This window comes from Gordonia sp. CPCC 206044, from assembly GCF_048537895.1.
Classification (GTDB): domain Bacteria; phylum Actinomycetota; class Actinomycetes; order Mycobacteriales; family Mycobacteriaceae; genus Gordonia.
In genome coordinates, this window is sequence record NZ_JBCLVL010000005.1 from 296,184 (window position 1) to 314,572 (window position 18,389).

Sequence of the window (18,389 nt, forward strand, 5' to 3'; positions counted from 1 at the left end):
CTTAATGTCGCTCCACGCGAACAACTACGCGAAGAATGCAACCGACGCGTGCAATGCGGTAGCGAAAGGCAATATCGACGACGACCGCAAGAAGGAACTACTGGCGATGGCCCAGGTTCAGGCAACGTTGGCAGTAGCCGAGGAGCTACGGCGCTGGCTCCCCTCGAAGTAATCGACAACCGTTGTCATCTGGCCTGCATCCTGTCATCATGGGTGCAGGCCAGATGCCTGCCTGTAGACGTTGCGAGCCGGGCGCTCGACGTGAATCCATTCATCTCACGTAGGAGCCCCTCATGGCCGAAACCACCACCGCCAACCCGGAACTGCTGCAATCGCAGGTCTCTCAGCTGCTCGTGCAGCCCCTCGAGGCCGCCTCGGTCGTCCTCGCCGCCGGCCCGCAGATCTTCGACACCGCCGGCGTGCTGCGCATCCCGCGCCTCGTGTCCGGCGCCACCGTCGGATTCGTTGCCGAAGGTGCACAGATCCCCGACACCGGTGACGTCGACTTCGACGAGGTCACGCTCATGCCGACCGAACGCACCAGCCTCAAGATCATCCTCAAGTACACCAACGAGTTGGTCCGGCAGTCGGTCCTCGGTGTCGACGCCGTCCTCAAAACCCGGTTGGTGACCGACGTCGCCAACGCACTCGACTCGGCACTGCTGTCCGGCGCCGGTACAGCCAACGCCATCACCGGCATCACCGCGCAGACCGGCGTGCAAACCGGCACCCTCGACGTCACCGACCCTGACAGCCTGCTCGACGCCATCGCGTTGTGCCATGCCGAAGAGGTCACCCCCAACCGATGGTTCCTCAACTCGCAGGACTTCATAGCCCTGCGCAAGATCAAGGACACCTCCGGCAAATACATCCTCCAGGCTGACCTCACCGCGGACGCCACGTACACGCTGTTCGGTATCCCGGTGACCGTCACCAACAAGCTCGCCGAAGGCAAGGCGATCCTGGTCGACATGAATCAGATCGCCGTCGCCCGCGACGTCGACCCGAGCGTCACCGTGCTCACCGAGCGCTACGCCGAGTTCGACATGGTGGGCCTGCGCGTGGTCACCCGCTACGACCTTGGCCTGCTGCACCCTGAGGGGGTCGTCGTGCTCACGGACGCAACCCCGTGACATCTGCCGGCGATGTAGCTGCCCTGCTCGGCCGCGGTGACGACACCGACCTCGTCGCCGTGGCCGGCCAGGCGCTACCCATTGTCACCGCCCAGGTGCGCGGCTACACGCGTGGCCGCGGATTCTCCGGCGACCAGCCGGCGGCCGACCTCGACACCGTCATCCTCACCTCGACGGCTCGCCTGGCCGCCAACCCCGAGAACCTGCGATCGGAAAAGATCGGCGACTACGAGGTGCAGCGCCAGGTCGTCGACGGCTGGACGCTACCCGAGCTGGCCATCCTCAACCGCTATCGCAGGCGTGCCCGGTGATCCCGAAACGTCTGCTGCCGCAGACACTCACCTACCGGCCGATCCTGGGCCGCAACTCGCTCGGCATCATCTACGGCGACCCGGTGACCGTGCCGGCGCGTGTGCAGTTCGGCAACAAGGTCGTACGTGACGGCAACGGCGCCGAGATCGTATCCTCTGCCACCATCTACCTACAGCCAGCCGAGACCCTGCCCGGCCTCGGCGACAACGTGACCTTGCCCGACGGCACCATCCGACCCGTGATCGCGACCAGCGACCACGTCGGTGCGCGCACGGTCGAGCTGGTCACCCTCGACGTGTCCTGAGGGTTACCAGGACACAGAACGACCCCGGCCCCTGATCTGCGAGGGAGGGACCGGGGTCGTTCGCCGTCTGTCAGAGTTCGCGCGCGTAGCGCCTCTCCGCTGCAGGGTTGGCCTCCCACAACGGCTCGACAGTCTCGATCGCCCTCGCGAGCATCGCCTGCAGTTCGTACGCCTCACGCAGGCACAGGTTGCCGAACGCTGACCCGTCTGCTGAATCGACGCTGATGCCGATGAGCGGCACGTCGTCGCGGCCCGGCCAGTAAGCGGTGTCGACGGCCACCACGGTGCCCTCGACGCGGTCACCGCTCGTGCTCATAGTTGCCTGCACACTCTCGACGTGACTGTGGTCCTCGTGCTGGCCGGTCATTGCACACCACCGGAAGACAGGGCACCGGCGGTGGCGGCACTCGCACCGGCTGGCATCGCCGTTGGCATCGGCGTGAACACAGGAAACAACGAATCGGCTGGTGGTCATGGTGGTGCCTTTCGTGCGGAATCTGGACGGCACGACCTGACCGCATTCTGCACGTATTCTGCACGGCAACAAGAAAGGCCCCCTCGAAAGGGGGCCTGACCTGCTATTTCTTTGGTGCGCGATACTGGGATTGAACCAGTGACCTCTTCCGTGTCAGGGAAGCGCTCTCCCGCTGAGCTAATCGCGCGAGTATTGAGTTCGGAGTGCTTTGGAGGTGGCGACGGGAATCGAACCCGTGTGCACGGCTTTGCAGGCCGTTGCCTCACCACTCGGCCACACCACCAGATGCGAGAGGACTCGCCTCGAGCGGATGACGGGATTCGAACCCGCGACCCTCACCTTGGCAAGGTGATGCGCTACCAGCTGCGCTACATCCGCGTGGTCGGGAGCGATCTTGTGGATCTTTTGTGCTCTCGACGCGATGCAGAACATTATCTGACCTGAACAACCAACACCAAATCGCCTGGTCAGGGGCCCTGATTACACGCTTGTAGTTCATCGGCGCCGCGACGACATGCCGATTTGGGTAAGCGAGGCATCTGTGTGTAATCTTCTACCTCGTGCACAGGCGCCGCAAGCGCCTCGCGCGGTCCCGTGGCTCAGTGGAAGAGCGTCCCGTTCACACCGGGGAGGTCGCTGGTTCGATCCCAGCCGGGACCACCATTTTTTTGCCCGCTTCGAGGTCGCCGGGCGGCCAAGGGTGCAGCACGTCGGATTCGACGTCCGAGTGGGCCTGCCAGGTCATCCTGTTGTCGATGCTCCGCGGCCGATTTGCGCAGTGCACCGTCCGACGCGGTGAACACGACCCGTTCGGTGAAAGTCGTTGACTGAGGAACCCACGCCAGTACTGTGTTATATGTCACAGATATCTGGAGGTAGGGCCATGATGACGACGGCCGAGATGAAGGAACTCCACCGCAGCATCGGCGTGCTGCGACATCACATCGCCACCCTCAAGACGCAGTATGGGGATGCTGATGCCGTTCGCCGCATGACCAACGATCTCGATCGGCTCGATATCGACGTGCACGATTTCGAACAGGCGCCACCGCCGCTCGTGCACGCGAAGGCGGGCCGAGAAGACATCGTCTACGTGCCCGATAGCAAGTCAGACGAGTTGGCGTGGCTCGGTGCGCAAGACGAAGGGCTGGGCTTTCATTCGCGTGAGCGAACGAAGTGAGCGCCCCCGCGCGTGAGCGGGATGCTGTCGGGGTTTTCTCTCCCGGACGGGCGCGCATCGCCGCCCGTACCCTTCGGGTCGACAGATGGTGGTTGTCGCCACTCTTGACTTTTCTCGGGCTGGCGATCTTTGTCGTTTACGCAACGATTCGGTCGTTCGTCCGCAGCGCCTACTGGGTGGCCGACTACCACTATCTGACGCCGTTCTACTCGCCATGCCTGAGTGAATCGTGTGCGCCGGGTTCCAGTCACTTCGGGACCCCATTCCCCGAACTGCCGATGTGGATACCACTCGGGTTTGTGGTCCTTCCCTTCCTTCTGGGGTTTCGCCTGACCTGCTATTACTATCGCAAGGCCTACTACCGGTCGTTCTGGCTCGCGCCGCCGGCCTGCGCAGTGGCCGAGCCTCATTCCCGCTATTCCGGTGAGACGCGTCTACCGCTGATCATTCAGAATTCGCATCGATACTTCTTTTATGTGGCCGTCGTTGTCTCGGTGATCAACACCTACGACGCGATTACCGCATTCCATGGCAAGGATGGTGGTTTCGGATTCGGCCTGGGCAACGTGATCCTGGTCGTCAATGTCGTTCTGCTCTGGACATATACGGTGTCGTGTCATTCGTGCCGGCATGTCACCGGTGGTCGTTTGAAGCACTTTTCGGCTCATCCGATCCGATACCGGATCTGGACCTACGTCTCCGCACTCAATACGCGTCACATGCAGTTCGCGTGGATCACGCTCGGCACTTTGCTGCTGACCGATTTCTACATCATGTTGGTGGCCAGTGACACGATTTCCGATCTGCGGTTTGTGGGCTGATGCGGGCAGCCATCGCCGAGTCGATTGTCGTTCAGTACGCGACGTGTGAATCAGGGGGAGCGTCATGACCGAGCCGGAACGCCACAAATACGATGTCGTCGTGATAGGTGCGGGTGGCGCCGGTCTGCGGGCGGTCATCGAAGCCCGTGAGAAGGGCTATTCGGTTGCCGTGGTGTGCAAGTCGCTGTTCGGTAAGGCGCACACCGTGATGGCCGAGGGTGGTTGTGCGGCGTCGATGGGAAATGCCAATTCGAAAGACAATTGGCAGGTGCACTTCAAAGACACCATGCGCGGAGGAAAGTTTCTCAACAACTGGCGCATGGCCGAACTGCACGCCCAGGAGGCGCCGGACCGGGTGTGGGAATTGGAGACATATGGTGCGCTGTTCGATCGAACGGAAGACGGGCGAATAGCGCAGCGTAACTTCGGTGGCCACACATACCCGAGGCTGGCCCACGTCGGCGACCGAACGGGCTTGGAGCTGATTCGGACGATGCAGCAGAAGATCGTCTCGCTGCAGCAGGAAGATCACGCCGCCACCGGCGACTACGAATCACGGATCAAGGTGTTCGCCGAATGCACCATCACCGAGTTACTCAAAGACGGGGACGTGATTTCGGGGGCTTTTGGCTACTGGCGTGAGTCGGGTCGCTTCGTCGTCTTCGAGGCGCCCGCAGTGGTGGTTGCGACGGGTGGCATCGGCAAGTCGTTCAAGGTGACGTCGAACTCCTGGGAGTACACCGGCGACGGACACGCGCTGGCACTGCGCGCCGGCGCGAGCCTGATCAACATGGAGTTCATTCAGTTCCATCCGACTGGCATGGTGTGGCCGCCGAGTGTCAAAGGGATTCTGGTGACCGAAGGTGTTCGGGGAGATGGCGGGGTACTGAAGAACACCGACGGAAAGCGCTTCATGTTCGACTACATTCCGCCGGTGTTCAAGGGCCAGTACGCCGAATCAGAAGACGAGGCCGACAAGTGGCTCGCGGACAACGACAGTGCCCGCCGCACCCCCGACCTGTTGCCGCGGGACGAGGTTGCCCGGGCGATCAATGACGAGGTCAAGGCGGGCCGCGGCACCGAACACGGAGGCGTCTACCTCGACATCGCGTCTCGGATGTCGGCAGAGGAGATCATTCGCCGGCTGCCGTCGATGCATCACCAGTTCAAGGAACTGGCCGATGTCGACATCACAGCCGAGCCGATGGAAGTGGGGCCCACCTGCCACTACGTGATGGGAGGCATCGAGGTGGACCCGGATACCGGTGCTTCGCGTGTGCCTGGCCTGTTCGCGGCCGGCGAATGCTCCGGCGGGATGCACGGTTCCAATCGGCTGGGCGGAAACTCGCTGTCGGATCTGTTGGTGTTCGGGCGGCGGGCCGGGCTCGGCGCGGCGTCCTATATCGAGTCGCTGGACAGGCGGCCGACGGTCGCCCAGTCCGACATCGATCGCGCGGCCACTGTCGCGCTTGCACCGTTCGACCCGGTCGCCGACGGGCAGGCCGAGAATCCGTACACCCTCCATACCGAGCTGCAGCAGTCGATGAACGACCTGGTCGGCATCATCCGGAAAGAGTCCGAGATGGAGGAAGCGATCGCGAAGCTCGCCGAGATGCGCTCCAGGCTGGGGAACATGCAGGTCGAGGGGCACCGGCAGTTCAACCCCGGATGGCACCTCGCTGTCGACCTCCGCAACATGCTGCTGGTCTGCGAATGTGTTGCGATGGCGGCGCTTCAGCGCACGGAGAGTCGTGGCGGTCATACCCGAGACGACCACCCCGCGATGGATCCCGACTGGCGCAACACTCTGTTGGTCTGCACGGCAGACGTCGACGGCGACTCGCCGGTCCCCGCCGTCACCGTTGCGGTGGAGGCGCAGACCCCGATGCGCGCTGACCTGCTTGCGCTGTTCGACTTCGGCGAGATCGAAAAGTATTACACCGCACAAGAAATCGCCGGTCATCCCGACGCCGGAGGTACGAAGGAGAGCTGACATGGGCTACGACGCGACGTTCCGGGTGTGGCGTGGGAACCACACGGAAGGTGGCCTCGAGGACTACACGGTGCTCGCCAACGACGGCGAGGTGGTCCTCGACGTCCTCCATCGTCTCCAAGCGACGCAGACCCCGGACTTGGCGGTGCGCTGGAACTGTAAGGCCGGCAAATGTGGGTCCTGCTCGGCGGAGATCAACGGCCGACCGCGACTGCTGTGCATGACCCGGATGTCCACCTTCGCCGAGGACGAGGTCGTCACGGTGACCCCGATGCGGACGTTCCCGGTGATCCGCGACCTGGTCACCGATGTCTCCTTCAACTACACAAAGGCTCGCGAGGTCCAGTCGTTCACACCTCCCGAAGGCCTGAAGCCGGGGGAGTATCGGATGAAACAGGTCGATGTGGAGCGGTCGCAGGAGTTCCGCAAATGCATCGAGTGTTTTCTGTGCCAGGACACGTGCCATGTGGTGCGTGATCACGAGGAGAACAAACAGAACTTCGCCGGACCTCGGTTCCTGATGCGGGTCGCTGAGCTCGACATGCACCCCTTGGACGTCGCCGAGCGCCGCGATGCCGCCCAGTCCGAGCACGGCCTCGGGTTGTGCAACATCACGAAGTGCTGCACCGAGGTATGTCCAGAGCACATCAAGATCACCGACAACGCGCTGATCCCGATGAAGGAGCGGGTGGTGGACCGCCGCTACGACCCGCTGGTGTGGTTGGGCAACAAGCTGTTTCGCCGGTGAGTCGCGACGACATCGGTAAGGGACCGTTGGTGCTCGGGTGCTGCGCGCCCGTCAGTTCTTGACCAGCCCGCCGTCCACGATGAGATTCTGTCCGGTCACCGCACGTGACCACGGAGACAAGAAGAACAGCACTGCATCGGCGAACTCGGCCGGTGTGGTGACCGACCGTAGTGGAGTCGCTGCGGCAATCGCATCGAACACGTCAGCGGGTGTGGCGGCGCTGGCGTCGGTCGTGCGCAGCAGTCCACCCGAGACCATGTTGACGGTGATCCCGTCGGGTCCGAGGTCGTGGGAGAGGGTTCGCGTGAGCGCGAGCAATGCTGACTTCGCAGCGGTGTAGTCGTGATACGGGACCACCGGATTCTGGACGAGGTTGGTGCCGATGTTGATCACCCGGCCACCGCCCGCAGCGCGCATACCCGGCAACGCGGCCTGCGTGACCGTGAGCGCCCCGCCCACGATTCCGCGCAGCTGTGCGTCGACCTCGGCCCAGGTGAGAGAGTCGGCATCCGAACGCGCGTCGCCGTTGAACGAGTAGTCGGGCAGCGCGTTGTTGACGACCGCGGTGACCGGTGCGCCGAAATGGTCGGCGGCGTCGACGAACATCGTGGCGACCGCGGTCGGATCGGTGACGTCGGCGCCCAGTGCGATGGCACGATCGCCGAGTTCCTCGGCGAGCCTGTGTGCGGAGTCGGTGCTGTGGCGGTAATTGATGATCACCCTGGCGCCCTGGGCTGCGACCGCTACGGCGATGGCAGAGCCGAGTCCTCGACCGCCGCCGGTCACCAGCACGACTTGTTCGGACAGGGGCATCTCGGAAATGCGATGTGTGACAGACATGGACTGACCATCCCTTCGCCAGTGCTAGCTGGAGCAGGTTCTACGGGTGTGATCTCAGCCGGCCGATCCGGCACCCCGAGTCAGACGTCATCTGACCCCATCGGCCCCGCAGATGCAAGCCCTCGCGTGGCCCACTTCTCTGGCCGAGCCGCGTGGGTGATCGAGAGCTCCACACCGCCGACGACCTCAAGCACTGACGTGCTCAACCGCTGAAATCTGAACCACCGAGTGTTCGGGCGCCCGTTGTGGCCCGGTCGGAACGGGTCCGGGCCGTCAGACCGGCGGTGTTCGCGGCCCGTTAGCACCCGTACTGATGTGCGGCGCTGGTGGGGAGCCCGGCATCGCTCGGGGCATGCCGCATGCCAGGGCGGATCCAAGCAGATAACTGCTGTGTCCGTGGGTGTTTCGTGTCATTGGTGTAGCCGGGATGGACGGAGACGTCCATCGAATGTTTCCCGGACGTAAATGTTGCTTCTACCCATTGCGTCCGTCGGGCGGTGTGTGCATACTCACTGAATACAAAAGTGTATCCAGTTTTGGAGGCAGTGAATGGCGTACGGAAGCGAGACGGTGGTGGCGCCGCGGGCCCTGCGGGTCGACGACAGCCGATACGTGGATGCGGTGGACTTTCTCCACTCCGAGGCGGAACTGCTCGACGATCTCGAGGAGCGTCGATGGTTGTCCGAACTGGTCAGCCCCGACATCGTCTACCAGGTGCCGGTCCGGGAAACCGTGGAACGGGCACGCGGACGCGGGTTCTCGGCCACCACGTTTCACCTCGACGAGACCTGGGGGTCGCTCGATTCCCGGGTCACCAGGGGAGAGACGAAGTACGCCTGGGCCGAGGACCCGCCGTCACGGGTACGGCATTTCGTGACCAACATCCGTGTGCGTCCGCACGAGGCCGGCGACGACCACCTCGAGGTGCGCAGCAACATCCTCATCTTCCGCACCCGTCAGGAGCAGACCACACCTCAGCTGCTCTCCGGTGAGCGGCACGACGTGCTGCGGCGCGAAGACGGACGGTGGCGGCTGCTGAGACGCGTCGCCTATCTGGATCTGACCGTCATCGGTACCCACAACTTCTCCCTCTTCTTCTAGATCCCTTCCCTCCAGGAGTGCAGCCCGCATGAATCCTCCTATCTCACAGGAATCCTCGACACTCGATCCCAAGGTCCGTGACCTCATGGACCGCATCGACGACGGTCTGGCCGACGGCCGCATCCCGTCGCAGATCTTCGGGAACCCCGCCGTCTACCAGGCCGAACTCCGCCGCGTCTTCGGCCGTGCGTGGGTGTACATGGCACACGAATCCGAGATCGAGGCCAACGGCGATTACGTCGTCCGCAAGATCGGTGAGGACAACTTTGTCGTCACGCGCGACGAAAGAGGTGGCATCAACGTCCTTTTCGACGCCTGCCGGCATCGCGGCGTGCAGATCTGTCGGGCCGACTCCGGGAATTCTTCGCACTTCCGCTGCCCGTACCACGGGTGGACGTACTCCTCGGACGGGTCACTCGTCGGCGCGCCGTTGTGGAAGAACGCCTTCGGCAACATGGGCAAAGAACGCAACGGCCTCGCCCGGGCCGCGCAGGTGGAATCGTTCCACGGTCTGATCTTCGCGACGCTCGATCCCACCGCTCCGCCGCTGCGCGAGTACCTCGGCGGGATGGCCTGGTACCTCGACCTGGTGTTCGGACTCGACCGTGACGGTGTGGAGGTCCTCGGCAAGCCGCAGCGTTTCGTCGTCGACGCCAATTGGAAGTCCGGTGCGGACAACTTCTCCGGCGACGACTACCACCTGGGCACCCTGCACAAGTCGGTGTGGAGCATCGGGGCATTCCCGGTTCCGTTCAGCGAGAACATGATGGGCTATCACATCCAGGCGTCTCCGGGTCATTCTCTCTCGTTTTCGATGGCCGAGTACGCCGACGAGCCGGGCCCCAACTTCTTCGGATTCCCGGAGACGTTGGCCGAACACTTCGACAGCATCAACATCTCGCCCGAACAGTTGGAGGTGGCGCGGCGGTCACGAGTGTTCGTGGGCAACGTGTTCCCCAACTTCTCCATGCTCGCCCTCCCGATGACCGAGGACGGCGCCCACCACGCACCGACCGGCATCCTGACGATCCGCACTTGGCAGCCCAAGGGGCCCGGACAGATCGAGATCTGGAACTGGTTTCTCGGCTACAAGAACATGACCCCGGATCAGAAGGAGCGTGCTTATCACGCGGCGCTCGGAACCTTCTCTCTCGGTGGATCTTTCGAGATGGACGACACCGAACCATGGTTGACCGTCACACGCACCGGTTCGTCGGTGGCCGGTGAACTGCTGGACTTCGAACTGAACTACGAGATGGGCATGCCCGGGATCGGCATGGCCACCCCGGTCGCCGACTGGCCGGGCCCGGGCAAGGTCTTCTGGACCCGCTACGAGGAGGGCGTCCAGCGCAACCTCTACCAGTTCTATGCCGACATGATGCGGGCCGAGCCCGGACAGTGGCCGGAGTTCGAGTTTTGAGCGCGGCGAACGGGATCCGTGAGCGATATGCGGCCGGTGGTCTGTTGGGCAGGCTGACACCCGGCGCACGTCCCGGCATCGTCGTGGTGGACCTGCAGTACGGCTTCACCGAGAGTGGATATCAGCCCGGGTTCGATCTCGACGACGTCGTCGCCCACACCAACACGCTGATCGATGCAGCCCGCGCGGCGGGAGTTCCGTTGTGGTTCACCATGATTGCCTTCCCGGCCGAGGGCGACGGCATCGGCGGCACCTGGCTGACCAAGATGCCCGCCATGAACTGCCTGCGCGACGGCGACCGGAGCGTCGCGATCGACGAACGACTCGGCATGCGCGACGACGAACCACTGGTGGTCAAGCAGACGGCTTCGGCGTTCGCCCACACGGATCTGTGCACACAACTCGAGGCGGCAGGTGTGGACACGCTCATCGTCGTCGGGGCCACGACCTCCGGATGTGTACGCGCGACGGTGGTCGACGCGTGTGCTGCCGATCTACCGACCTTCGTGGTGCGTGAGTGTGTCGGGGACCGCGAATCCGGACCGCACGAGGGCGCACTGCTCGACATCGACGCCAAGTACGGCGACGTCATCTCGCTCGATCAAGCCCTGTCACTCATCAAGAAGCGGTCACTCATCAAGAAGCGGTCACTCGTCAGGGGGTTGTCATGACACTCGCCATCGCCTCGGCACTGCATCGGGCACCGGCGCCAGAGGTACCGGCCCAGGTTGTTGCAGGCTCACCGGCCCGCCTCGTGGTGCCGGGTGTGGAGGGTCCGACGTGGGGTCTGGAGTCCGAACGGGCACTTGGCTTTTTCGCGAGGTCGCACGATGGACCCACCATCATCGACGAACTCGAACGGTCCGGTCTGCGGGGCCGCGGCGGTGCCGGCTTCCCGGCGCACCGCAAATGGGTGAGCGTCGCAGCCGCACCGGGTCCCAAGGTCGTGGTGGCCAACGGACACGAGGGTGAGCCCGCGTCATCGAAGGATCGCTGGCTGCTGACCCGCCGCCCGCACCTCGTCCTCGACGGGCTACTGCTCGCGGCCCGGGCGGTCGAGGCCGAGGAGGCCATCGTCTATCTGTCGGATACGGCGGTGGCGGCGGTCGTGGACCGTGCGATCGGTGACCTCGCCGCTGCAGACCTGATCCCGCAGGGGCTCACGGTGCGTACGCATGTCGCCGAGCACACCTACGTGGCGGGCGAGGAGTCTGCGGTGTGCCGGTCCATCAACGGCGGACCGGCCAAGCCGTTGAGCAAACCACCACGTCCATATCAGGCCGGGGTCCGAGGACTCCCGACGTTGATAAGCAACGTGGAGTCGCTCGCGCATGCGGCGTGGACAGCGGTGCACGGGGCCGATGCATTTGCCTCGGTCGGCAGCGCCACATCGAAGGGCACCGCACTCTTCACGATCACCGGGGCGGTCGAGACGCCCGGCGTCTACGAGATGTCGCTGGGCGCGACCGTCGCCGAACTCATCGCCGCGGCGGGTGGCGGACCCGGCAGCACCGGACTGATGGTCGGCGGGTGGTTCGGCGGCATCCTGCACGGCGACCACACCGACATGACCTGCTGCTACGAGGCGATGCGCGCGGCAGGTACCGGATTGGGCTGCGCGGCGGTCACCGTGCTCGGCCCCGACGACGACGTCCTCGACATCGCCGCCGAGCTCGCCGACTGGTTCCGGCAGGAATCGGCTGCGCAGTGCGGGGTGTGCGTCAGCTCCACCAATGCCATCGCGCGCGCGGTACGCCAAGTCGTGCGCGGCGACGACCCCACCGCGCATCGGCAGAATCTGCTGCGCTGGGGCGGCGACATCTCCGGCCGTGGTGCCTGCGGATTCGTCGACGGCGCAGCGACACTCGCGCGGACGGTGGGTGCCGAACTCGAGCGCCGCGCGCAACACAACCACGATTCCGAAGGAGGCCCGCGATGAAGGTCACCGTCGATGCGACGAGATGCGACGGATACGGCACGTGTTTCGACGTCTGCCCGTCGGTGTTCCGATCCGACGAATGGGGCTATGCCGCCGCCGACGGCGACGGCACGGTTCCCGATGCCGACCTCGACAAGGCGAGGCGGGCGATCTCGCTGTGTGCCGAGCAGGCCATCCGCGAGATCTGATGCCCGCCCGCCGAACTCCCCGCACACGTACTCACGAATCACCACGCAGGCCCACACGAAACCAGGAGTGAACACATGTATCTCGGACTCGAGAAGGGCGTCGCACTCGTCACCGCGGCCTCCCGCGGCATCGGTCGCGCGACCGCCGAACGGCTTGCGCTCGAAGGTATGACGGTGGTGGCGGCGGCGCGCACGGTCGGCACAGACGTCGAAGACCTCGGCGACGGGCGCATCGTGCCGTTCGAGGCCGACCTCAGCGACACCGAAGCGACAGCAGCGCTGGTCGCCTCCGTCGTCGAGATGCACGGAAGTCTCGATGTCGCGATCCTCAACACACCGGGACCGGTGATCAAACCGGCGCTCGACCTGACCTGGACGGAATGGCAGGCGGCACATGATCTGCTGTTGCGCCCGGTGATCCAGCTGGGCACCGCTGCCGGCCGCCAGATGCGTCGGCAGGGGAGCGGGTCCATCGTGCTGCTGTCCTCGACCTGGGTCCGACAGCCTGCAGCAGGGGGCGTGTTGTCGACGTCATATCGCTCGGCGGCCTCCGCATTCGTGAAGTCGCTGGCCGGCGAACTCGCCGCTTCCGGGGTGCGGGTGAACCAACTGCTGACCGGAGCGACCGGAACGGACCGGATGCAGGGGATCGTCGAGATGAAGTCGCGCAACAACGGCACCACCGTCGAGCAGGAGATCGAGAAGGTCGTCACCGACATCCCCATGGGCCGGTGGGCGGAGGCCTCCGAAATCGCCGATGCCGTCGCTTTTCTCGCCTCGGAGCGGGCGTCCTTTGTCACCGGATCGGCACTGGTCGCCGACGGCGGAGCCGTGCGCGCCGCCCACTGAGGCTGCGACACAAACGACTTCGACTGCGCCACCATCACCGCGCCAACAGAACAGCGCACCAACACAACGAAGTGAACAAGGAGTAATGCACACATGCCAAGAACACTGACCGAGAACTTCGTCGAGCAGTTCACACTGTGCAAGGTGACCGCCGACGAAACCGTCGGCATCATCGCCGAACTGGGACAGAAGGACGAGTACGTCGCGGCCGCGGTCGCCGCAGCCCGCCAGCTCGGTGCCGGTGCGCTGGTCCTGCACGCGTCGAGCCTGTCCAATCCGAATCTGCCCCCGTACGCGGCCGACGGTCGGGAGATCGCCCCGCTGCTCGCCGCCGCGGGTGAATGCGATTTCGTCGTCGACGTGACCGTCGGCGGGCTCATCCACTCCGACGTCCGCACCCGCATCACCGGCAACGGCAAGCGGATGCTGTTCGTCGCCGAGCCGAATGACGTGCTCGAACGCCTGGCCGGCAACGCGGACCTGCGTGGACAGGTCGAGTCGGGCGGCAGCAAGCTGCGCAAGGGCTCGGTGCTGCACGTGACCAACGGCGCCGGTATGGATCTGACCGCCGACATCTCCGGCGAGGACCTGCCGATCACCCACCAGTGGGGCTACGTCGACGAGCCGGGCCGCTGGGACCACTGGCCGTCGGGGTTCGTCGCCTGCTTCCCGAACGACCGAACCGCGGAGGGGACCATCGTGCTGCAACCCGGCGATGCGCTGATCCCGTGGCAGCGTTACGTGCAGGACACCGTGACCATCGAGGTGGAGAAGGGCTTCATCACCGCGGTGTCGGGCAAGGGCACCGACGCGCATGTGCTCAACGACTACTTCGAGGCCTGGGAAGACAGCGAGGTGTGGGCACTGAGCCACATGGGCTGGGGTTTGCTGGAGCGGGCCCGCTGGTCGGCCTTCGACGTCTACGACCCGCGCAGCCTCTACGGCCAGGAACTGCGTTCCACCGCAGGCAACTTCATGTGGTCGACCGGTTCGAACCGCTTCGCCGATCGCGAGACCCCGGCACATCTGGACGTGCCGATGCGCGGCTGCACCGTCGAGATCGACGGCGTCGCAGTGGTCCGTGACGGAAAGCTCGTCGTCGAATAAGCGGTGCGAGCCGAGGACAACCCAGGGGTGACCAGAATGGACAAGAGCTCGATCGAGAACGCGATCCTCGCGATGGCGCGGGACGCAGAACTGCTCGCAACCGTGAAGAATGCGCCCGAGCGGGCGCCGGAACTGCTCGGAGTGGACCGAGAATGGGCCGAGACGATCCTCACCGGCAACCGTGACCGGTTGCGGGCCATCGGCCTCAACGACGGTATGACCATTCTGGTCAGCCGCTGGTTCAACGACGATCTTGGGGATGCATCAAGTGCAGGCGCATTCGTCGTGGACGACTCGATACCGCTGCCGGCTCCGGATGTACCGGACAACCTCGTCTTCGCGGGCGGTTGTTCGCATGTCCCGGATCTGTTGGCGCGCCCGGAGATCGATCCCGAGGATGCGGTGGCGAGATTGCTGGCGGGATACGAGGCGCTGGCCCGCGACCTCGCCGCAGCCGAGCCAGACGTGGTTCTGGTGTCGGCCGACTGCCACTTCCAGAGCTTCGAGACGGGACACTTCGTGCTCGGCGTCGGTGAGCACCACAAGGGTTCGATGGAATTCTTCAAGCGGCCCGACCTCGACCTGGAACTGACCGGCGCCCCGCAGTTCGCGAATGCGCTGGCCGACGCGGTTCGTGCCGCCGGCCAGGAGGTGGAGGCCGCGCCGGTGGTGGAGCTCGACCACGGCCTGATCGTTCCGCTGCGGTTGGTGCTGCCGCGGCCGGATCTACCGGTCATCCCGGTCATCACCCAACCAGCGCGTACGTTCTCGCCGTTCAACGCACAACGCTTCGGCGAGGCGATGCGAACGGTCATCGCCGAGTCGGGACTCAAGGTGGCCTTCCTCGCCACCGGCGGCCTCTCGCACTGGCTCGACCCCGGCCACTTCGGCGGCGTCGACACCGAGTTCGACACGTACATCCTCGAACTGCTGCAGGCCGGGCGCGGTCTGGACATGTGTTCGCTGGAGCCCTTCCCACTGCTCGAGCACGGTCAGTACGAGATCATGAACTGGATGATCATGCTCGGCGTCGCCGGGCCCGCCGTCCACGGCAAGGTGCACTGCTACGAGCCGATGGAGGCATCCGGTGGCGGCTGGACCGCGGTCACCATGGATCTCGACGACGCCCGACGCCGGACGCCGGCCGCCACCGCGCAGGTGGCGTCGTCGTGACGGCGGGGCGGACCTTGCGGATCGGTCTCACGCAGTGGCACGCAACCACCGATGTGGCAGCCAACGTGGCGGTGGCGGTGCGCTGCATCGAACGTGCCGCCGCCGACGGCGCGACCGTCGTCGTTCTCCCGGAGAACGGGCTGATGCTCGGTACCAACACCGAGATGCGGGAGGCGGCAACCGGAGTCGACGGTGAGCAGGTCCGGCGACTGCGTGACGCGGCTGCCCGGTGTGGGGTCACGGTTGTCCTCGGCGGGATGAAGAACCGCACCGACGACGGAGTGTTCAACTCGGCGCTCATCATTGACGCGACGGGCGCGGTGGCCGGTCGGTACGACAAATTGCACCTCTTCGATGCGAATATCGGGGGCCAGTCGTTCGAGGCGTCCACGGTGGAGAAACCGGGCACCGAGCTGGTTCTCCTCGACGTCGACGGTGTGCGCATCGGCATGACGATCTGCTACGACGTCCGGTTCCCAGAGGTGTCGCGGGCACTGGCGGCCGCCGGTGCCGAGGTGCTTCTGGTGCCTGCGGCGTTCGTGCGTTCCACCGGGGAGGCGCACTGGCACACCCTGTTGCGCGCCCGTGCGATCGAGAACCTCGCCTATGTGATCGCCCCGGCGACAGTGCATTCGCCGACACCGGATTACCAGGATGCGTTCGCCACCTATGGTCACGCGCTGGCCGTCGGACCCTGGGGCGAGGTACTCGCCGACCTCGGGGAGAGCCCGGAGGCGGTGACCGTCGTCGAACTCGACCTCGACACGGTGGCGAGGGTGCGCGGCACCCTCCCGGTTCTGGCGGGTCGACGCGATGCCGAGATCTACGGCGCGGCACCGACAGTGGTGACCGTGGGCCGGCCGGAGCCGGCAATCGTCGGGACCTCGAGAGGGGAGCACCAGTCATGACCGCCGCATCGCATTCCGCCGCACCGCCGAGCGCAGACCCGTCAGCGTCCGAGGATCTGCCGCCCGGTGTCGTGGACGCGGACCCGTGGTCGGGGATCGGCAACGAGTTCACCGGGGTGCGGTTCCGGAAGGTGTACACCCGCAACGGGGAACGGCTCGAACTGTTCATCCCGCGCACCGAGCGGCGGGTGCTGCTCGATCCGATGGCGTTGGAGGTGGTCGCCATGCAGGAGGCCGACTTCTTCACCCACCTGATCGCGCGCCAACTCGGTTCGGCGGACGATTGACATGTATGTCGAACCCGACACCCGTGTCGTCCGGCGGGGGAACGCTGTGGAGGACACCTATCGCACACTGCGCGAACGGATCATCTCCGGGCAGTATCGACCCGGGGTGAGCCTGTCGCAGGTGCGTCTTGCCGACGAGTTCGCCGTCTCGCGTACCCCGCTGCGGGAAGCGTTGCGGCGGCTCGAAGCCGAAAATCTGGTGATCAGTCAGGCCAATCGGGGAGTGATCGTGGCGCCCATCGGTCTGGAGGATGTGGAGGGTTCCTATGCCATCCGGTTGCTGGTGGAGCCTGCGCTGTTGTCCGCGATCGTGCCCGAGGTCTCCGACGACGATCTCGCGGACATGGCCGACGCGCTCGACCGGATGCAACGCACGACGGTCTCGCCCACCGATTTCCAAGTGGCCCACTGGGAGTTCCACCGGGTCATGCTGGCCCGATTCCCGCTCGGGGTCCGCACGATGATCGAAGAACACCTGACCGTCATCGATCGGCACCAGCGGTTGTACTTCCAGCGCCCGGCGGTCGTCGACGATCTCACCGGCGTCGACGAGCAGCTGCTCGACGCGATCCGTGCCCACGAGCCTCGGCGGGCGCGCGGCCTGCTCGAGTTCCATCTGCTCGATACGGCGCTCGGTGTGATCACCGCCGTCGAGACCGCGCACGAGTTCTCGGCTCTCCCCATCGCGTTGGCGGGCATCGGTATCGAGACAGGCGACTTCGGTCGACTCGACGACGGCCTACCGGTACCCGTCGCCTGGACGCACGAATCGGGCTCCGGCGGGGGACCGGGCCCACTGCACACCTCGAATCTCTACTCGACAGGAGAAACACCGCCATGACGGACAGCACCTACCGGATCGGCATGATCGTTCCCAGCTCCAACACCACGATGGAGACGGAGATCCCGGCGATGTTGCGCGCACGCGAGGAGATCGCCCCGGAACGCTTCACCTTCCACTCCTCCCGGATGCGCATGCAGCACGTCACGCCGGAGCAACTCGCGGCCATGGACGCGGACTCCTTGCGGTGTGCCGCCGAACTCGCCGACGCCCGCGTCGATGTGATGGCCTACGCATGTCTGGTGGCGATCATGTCGCAGGGGCGCGGCTACCATGCCGAGTCCGAACCGAAGCTGGCGTCCATCGCCGAAGAAGAAGCGGGCGTGCCCATTCCGGTGTTGTCCTCGGCCGGTGCGCTGACGGAGGCGCTCGCGCACCTCGACGTGAAGAACATCGCTGTGGTCACGCCCTACATGAAGCCGTTGACCGCGACCGTGTGCGACTACATCGAGCACGAGGGATTCAACGTCGTCGACTCACTGTCGCTCGAGGTACCCGACAATCTGGCGGTCGGCAGGCTAGATCCGACGGAACTGCTCGATCATGTGCGCCGCGTGAACACCCAGGGCGCCGACGCGCTCGTGCTCAGTGCGTGTGTGCAGATGCCGTCCCTGCCGGTGCTCGATCTCGTCCAGCAGCAATTCGACATCCCGGTGCTCTCGGCCTCGGCCGCCACCACCTGGCGCATTCTCAACCGGCTGGGCCTGGACCCGGTCGTACCCAGAGCGGGTGCCCTGCTCGCACCCTGATCGACGCAGATCACCGTCTCG

At 65.1% G+C, this 18,389-nt stretch carries 21 protein-coding genes, 4 tRNA genes and 1 riboswitch; of the genes, 20 read left to right on the top strand and 5 right to left on the bottom strand.

What is annotated here, in order from left to right; genetic code table 11:
* Positions 1–293: 293 nt before the first annotated feature.
* From AAFP35_RS10095 to AAFP35_RS10105, 3 genes are read left to right on the top strand one after another with little or no spacing between them, the layout of a single operon-like run.
* On the top strand, positions 294–1,133 hold the full coding sequence (locus tag AAFP35_RS10095) for a phage major capsid protein (RefSeq protein WP_419221430.1): 840 nt from the start codon (positions 294–296) through the stop codon (positions 1,131–1,133).
* Positions 1,130–1,444: a hypothetical protein gene (locus tag AAFP35_RS10100; RefSeq protein WP_419221431.1), complete on the top strand. Its 315-nt coding sequence runs from the start codon at positions 1,130–1,132 to the stop codon at positions 1,442–1,444. Before AAFP35_RS10095 ends, AAFP35_RS10100 begins: the two co-directional genes overlap by 4 nt.
* Complete coding sequence (locus AAFP35_RS10105) at positions 1,441–1,749, top strand: hypothetical protein (RefSeq protein ID WP_419221432.1); 309 nt, start codon at positions 1,441–1,443, stop codon at positions 1,747–1,749. The genes AAFP35_RS10100 and AAFP35_RS10105 overlap by 4 nt, the downstream gene beginning before the upstream one ends.
* Positions 1,750–1,819: 70 nt before the next feature.
* On the opposite strand, the gene AAFP35_RS10110 is transcribed toward AAFP35_RS10105, so the two are convergent.
* The 4 genes from AAFP35_RS10110 to AAFP35_RS10125 form a co-directional block, all read right to left on the bottom strand.
* The gene (locus tag AAFP35_RS10110; RefSeq protein ID WP_419221433.1) at positions 1,820–2,224 is read right to left on the bottom strand and encodes a hypothetical protein; all 405 of its coding nucleotides are present in this window, start codon (positions 2,222–2,224) and stop codon (positions 1,820–1,822) included.
* 112 nt (positions 2,225–2,336) lie between these two features.
* A tRNA-Val gene (locus tag AAFP35_RS10115) sits at positions 2,337–2,411 on the bottom strand.
* 22 nt (positions 2,412–2,433) lie between these two features.
* Positions 2,434–2,507 (bottom strand) — tRNA-Cys (locus AAFP35_RS10120).
* A 22-nt stretch (positions 2,508–2,529) separates the two neighbouring features.
* A tRNA-Gly gene (locus tag AAFP35_RS10125) sits at positions 2,530–2,602 on the bottom strand.
* Between the two features lie 210 nt (positions 2,603–2,812).
* On the opposite strand from AAFP35_RS10125, the gene AAFP35_RS10130 reads away from it, so the two are divergent.
* The 5 genes from AAFP35_RS10130 to AAFP35_RS10150 all read left to right on the top strand — a co-directional run bounded on the left by AAFP35_RS10130 (position 2,813) and on the right by AAFP35_RS10150 (position 6,966).
* Positions 2,813–2,887: transfer RNA gene (locus tag AAFP35_RS10130), tRNA-Val, on the top strand.
* Positions 2,888–3,110: 223 nt separating this feature from the next.
* A complete protein-coding gene (locus tag AAFP35_RS10135) occupies positions 3,111–3,404 on the top strand; it encodes a hypothetical protein (RefSeq protein WP_419221570.1) in 294 nt (97 codons plus the stop codon).
* Positions 3,401–4,225 carry a hypothetical protein gene (locus AAFP35_RS10140; protein ID WP_419221434.1) on the top strand — a complete coding sequence of 275 codons (825 nt, stop codon included), beginning with the start codon at positions 3,401–3,403 and terminating at the stop codon, positions 4,223–4,225. The genes AAFP35_RS10135 and AAFP35_RS10140 overlap by 4 nt, the downstream gene beginning before the upstream one ends.
* A 64-nt stretch (positions 4,226–4,289) precedes the next feature.
* Positions 4,290–6,218, top strand: a complete 1,929-nt coding sequence (locus AAFP35_RS10145; RefSeq protein ID WP_419221435.1) for a fumarate reductase/succinate dehydrogenase flavoprotein subunit — start codon at positions 4,290–4,292, stop codon at positions 6,216–6,218.
* A gap of 1 nt (position 6,219) precedes the next feature.
* On the top strand, positions 6,220–6,966 hold the full coding sequence (locus AAFP35_RS10150) for a succinate dehydrogenase/fumarate reductase iron-sulfur subunit (RefSeq protein WP_419221436.1): 747 nt from the start codon (positions 6,220–6,222) through the stop codon (positions 6,964–6,966).
* 51 nt (positions 6,967–7,017) lie between these two features.
* On the opposite strand, the gene AAFP35_RS10155 is transcribed toward AAFP35_RS10150, so the two are convergent.
* Positions 7,018–7,779, bottom strand: coding sequence for a 3-oxoacyl-ACP reductase (locus AAFP35_RS10155; RefSeq protein WP_419221571.1), 762 nt, complete (start codon positions 7,777–7,779; stop codon positions 7,018–7,020).
* Between the two features lie 20 nt (positions 7,780–7,799).
* Positions 7,800–7,894, bottom strand: a riboswitch (TPP riboswitch).
* A gap of 461 nt (positions 7,895–8,355) precedes the next feature.
* On the opposite strand from AAFP35_RS10155, the gene AAFP35_RS10160 reads away from it, so the two are divergent.
* The 12 genes from AAFP35_RS10160 (at position 8,356) to AAFP35_RS10215 (ending at position 18,368) form a co-directional block, all read left to right on the top strand.
* A complete protein-coding gene (locus AAFP35_RS10160; RefSeq protein ID WP_419221437.1) occupies positions 8,356–8,907 on the top strand; it encodes an aromatic-ring-hydroxylating dioxygenase subunit beta in 552 nt (183 codons plus the stop codon).
* A 28-nt stretch (positions 8,908–8,935) separates the two neighbouring features.
* Entirely contained in the window at positions 8,936–10,327 is a 1,392-nt protein-coding gene (locus AAFP35_RS10165) for an aromatic ring-hydroxylating oxygenase subunit alpha (protein ID WP_419221438.1), read from the top strand.
* On the top strand, positions 10,324–10,998 hold the full coding sequence (locus AAFP35_RS10170) for an isochorismatase family protein (protein ID WP_419221439.1): 675 nt from the start codon (positions 10,324–10,326) through the stop codon (positions 10,996–10,998). The genes AAFP35_RS10165 and AAFP35_RS10170 overlap by 4 nt, the downstream gene beginning before the upstream one ends.
* Entirely contained in the window at positions 10,995–12,266 is a 1,272-nt protein-coding gene (locus tag AAFP35_RS10175) for an NADH-ubiquinone oxidoreductase-F iron-sulfur binding region domain-containing protein (protein ID WP_419221440.1), read from the top strand. Before AAFP35_RS10170 ends, AAFP35_RS10175 begins: the two co-directional genes overlap by 4 nt.
* Positions 12,263–12,454: a ferredoxin gene (locus AAFP35_RS10180; RefSeq protein WP_419221441.1), complete on the top strand. Its 192-nt coding sequence runs from the start codon at positions 12,263–12,265 to the stop codon at positions 12,452–12,454. The genes AAFP35_RS10175 and AAFP35_RS10180 overlap by 4 nt, the downstream gene beginning before the upstream one ends.
* A 75-nt stretch (positions 12,455–12,529) precedes the next feature.
* Entirely contained in the window at positions 12,530–13,303 is a 774-nt protein-coding gene (locus tag AAFP35_RS10185) for an SDR family oxidoreductase (protein WP_419221442.1), read from the top strand.
* Positions 13,304–13,396: 93 nt separating this feature from the next.
* The gene (locus AAFP35_RS10190; RefSeq protein WP_419221443.1) at positions 13,397–14,410 is read left to right on the top strand and encodes a hypothetical protein; all 1,014 of its coding nucleotides are present in this window, start codon (positions 13,397–13,399) and stop codon (positions 14,408–14,410) included.
* 36 nt (positions 14,411–14,446) lie between these two features.
* Positions 14,447–15,583, top strand: a complete 1,137-nt coding sequence (locus AAFP35_RS10195) for a protocatechuate 3,4-dioxygenase (protein WP_419221444.1) — start codon at positions 14,447–14,449, stop codon at positions 15,581–15,583.
* Positions 15,580–16,491: a nitrilase-related carbon-nitrogen hydrolase gene (locus tag AAFP35_RS10200; RefSeq protein ID WP_419221445.1), complete on the top strand. Its 912-nt coding sequence runs from the start codon at positions 15,580–15,582 to the stop codon at positions 16,489–16,491. Before AAFP35_RS10195 ends, AAFP35_RS10200 begins: the two co-directional genes overlap by 4 nt.
* A complete protein-coding gene (locus tag AAFP35_RS10205) occupies positions 16,488–16,778 on the top strand; it encodes a hypothetical protein (RefSeq protein ID WP_419221446.1) in 291 nt (96 codons plus the stop codon). The genes AAFP35_RS10200 and AAFP35_RS10205 overlap by 4 nt, the downstream gene beginning before the upstream one ends.
* A 1-nt stretch (position 16,779) precedes the next feature.
* Positions 16,780–17,619, top strand: coding sequence for a GntR family transcriptional regulator (locus tag AAFP35_RS10210; RefSeq protein WP_419221447.1), 840 nt, complete (start codon positions 16,780–16,782; stop codon positions 17,617–17,619).
* Complete coding sequence (locus tag AAFP35_RS10215; RefSeq protein ID WP_419221448.1) at positions 17,616–18,368, top strand: Asp/Glu racemase; 753 nt, start codon at positions 17,616–17,618, stop codon at positions 18,366–18,368. The genes AAFP35_RS10210 and AAFP35_RS10215 overlap by 4 nt, the downstream gene beginning before the upstream one ends.
* The last annotated feature ends 21 nt before the right edge of the window (positions 18,369–18,389 follow it).

Bases quoted from the DNA above. Each gene is read 5' to 3' on its own strand.
- AAFP35_RS10195 (WP_419221444.1), top strand. From the start codon at position 14,447: ATGGACAAGAGCTCGATCGAGAACGCGATCCTCGCGATGGCGCGGGAC.
- AAFP35_RS10215 (WP_419221448.1), top strand. From the start codon at position 17,616: ATGACGGACAGCACCTACCGGATCGGCATGATCGTTCCCAGCTCCAAC.
- AAFP35_RS10165 (WP_419221438.1), top strand. From the start codon at position 8,936: ATGAATCCTCCTATCTCACAGGAATCCTCGACACTCGATCCCAAGGTC.
- AAFP35_RS10210 (WP_419221447.1), top strand. From the start codon at position 16,780: ATGTATGTCGAACCCGACACCCGTGTCGTCCGGCGGGGGAACGCTGTG.
- AAFP35_RS10110 (WP_419221433.1), bottom strand. From the start codon at position 2,224: ATGACCACCAGCCGATTCGTTGTTTCCTGTGTTCACGCCGATGCCAAC.
- AAFP35_RS10190 (WP_419221443.1), top strand. From the start codon at position 13,397: ATGCCAAGAACACTGACCGAGAACTTCGTCGAGCAGTTCACACTGTGC.
- AAFP35_RS10175 (WP_419221440.1), top strand. From the start codon at position 10,995: ATGACACTCGCCATCGCCTCGGCACTGCATCGGGCACCGGCGCCAGAG.
- AAFP35_RS10180 (WP_419221441.1), top strand. From the start codon at position 12,263: ATGAAGGTCACCGTCGATGCGACGAGATGCGACGGATACGGCACGTGT.
- AAFP35_RS10185 (WP_419221442.1), top strand. From the start codon at position 12,530: ATGTATCTCGGACTCGAGAAGGGCGTCGCACTCGTCACCGCGGCCTCC.
- AAFP35_RS10205 (WP_419221446.1), top strand. From the start codon at position 16,488: ATGACCGCCGCATCGCATTCCGCCGCACCGCCGAGCGCAGACCCGTCA.
- AAFP35_RS10155 (WP_419221571.1), bottom strand. From the start codon at position 7,779: ATGCCCCTGTCCGAACAAGTCGTGCTGGTGACCGGCGGCGGTCGAGGA.
- AAFP35_RS10145 (WP_419221435.1), top strand. From the start codon at position 4,290: ATGACCGAGCCGGAACGCCACAAATACGATGTCGTCGTGATAGGTGCG.
- AAFP35_RS10095 (WP_419221430.1), top strand. From the start codon at position 294: ATGGCCGAAACCACCACCGCCAACCCGGAACTGCTGCAATCGCAGGTC.
- AAFP35_RS10150 (WP_419221436.1), top strand. From the start codon at position 6,220: ATGGGCTACGACGCGACGTTCCGGGTGTGGCGTGGGAACCACACGGAA.
- AAFP35_RS10135 (WP_419221570.1), top strand. From the start codon at position 3,111: ATGACGACGGCCGAGATGAAGGAACTCCACCGCAGCATCGGCGTGCTG.
- AAFP35_RS10160 (WP_419221437.1), top strand. From the start codon at position 8,356: ATGGCGTACGGAAGCGAGACGGTGGTGGCGCCGCGGGCCCTGCGGGTC.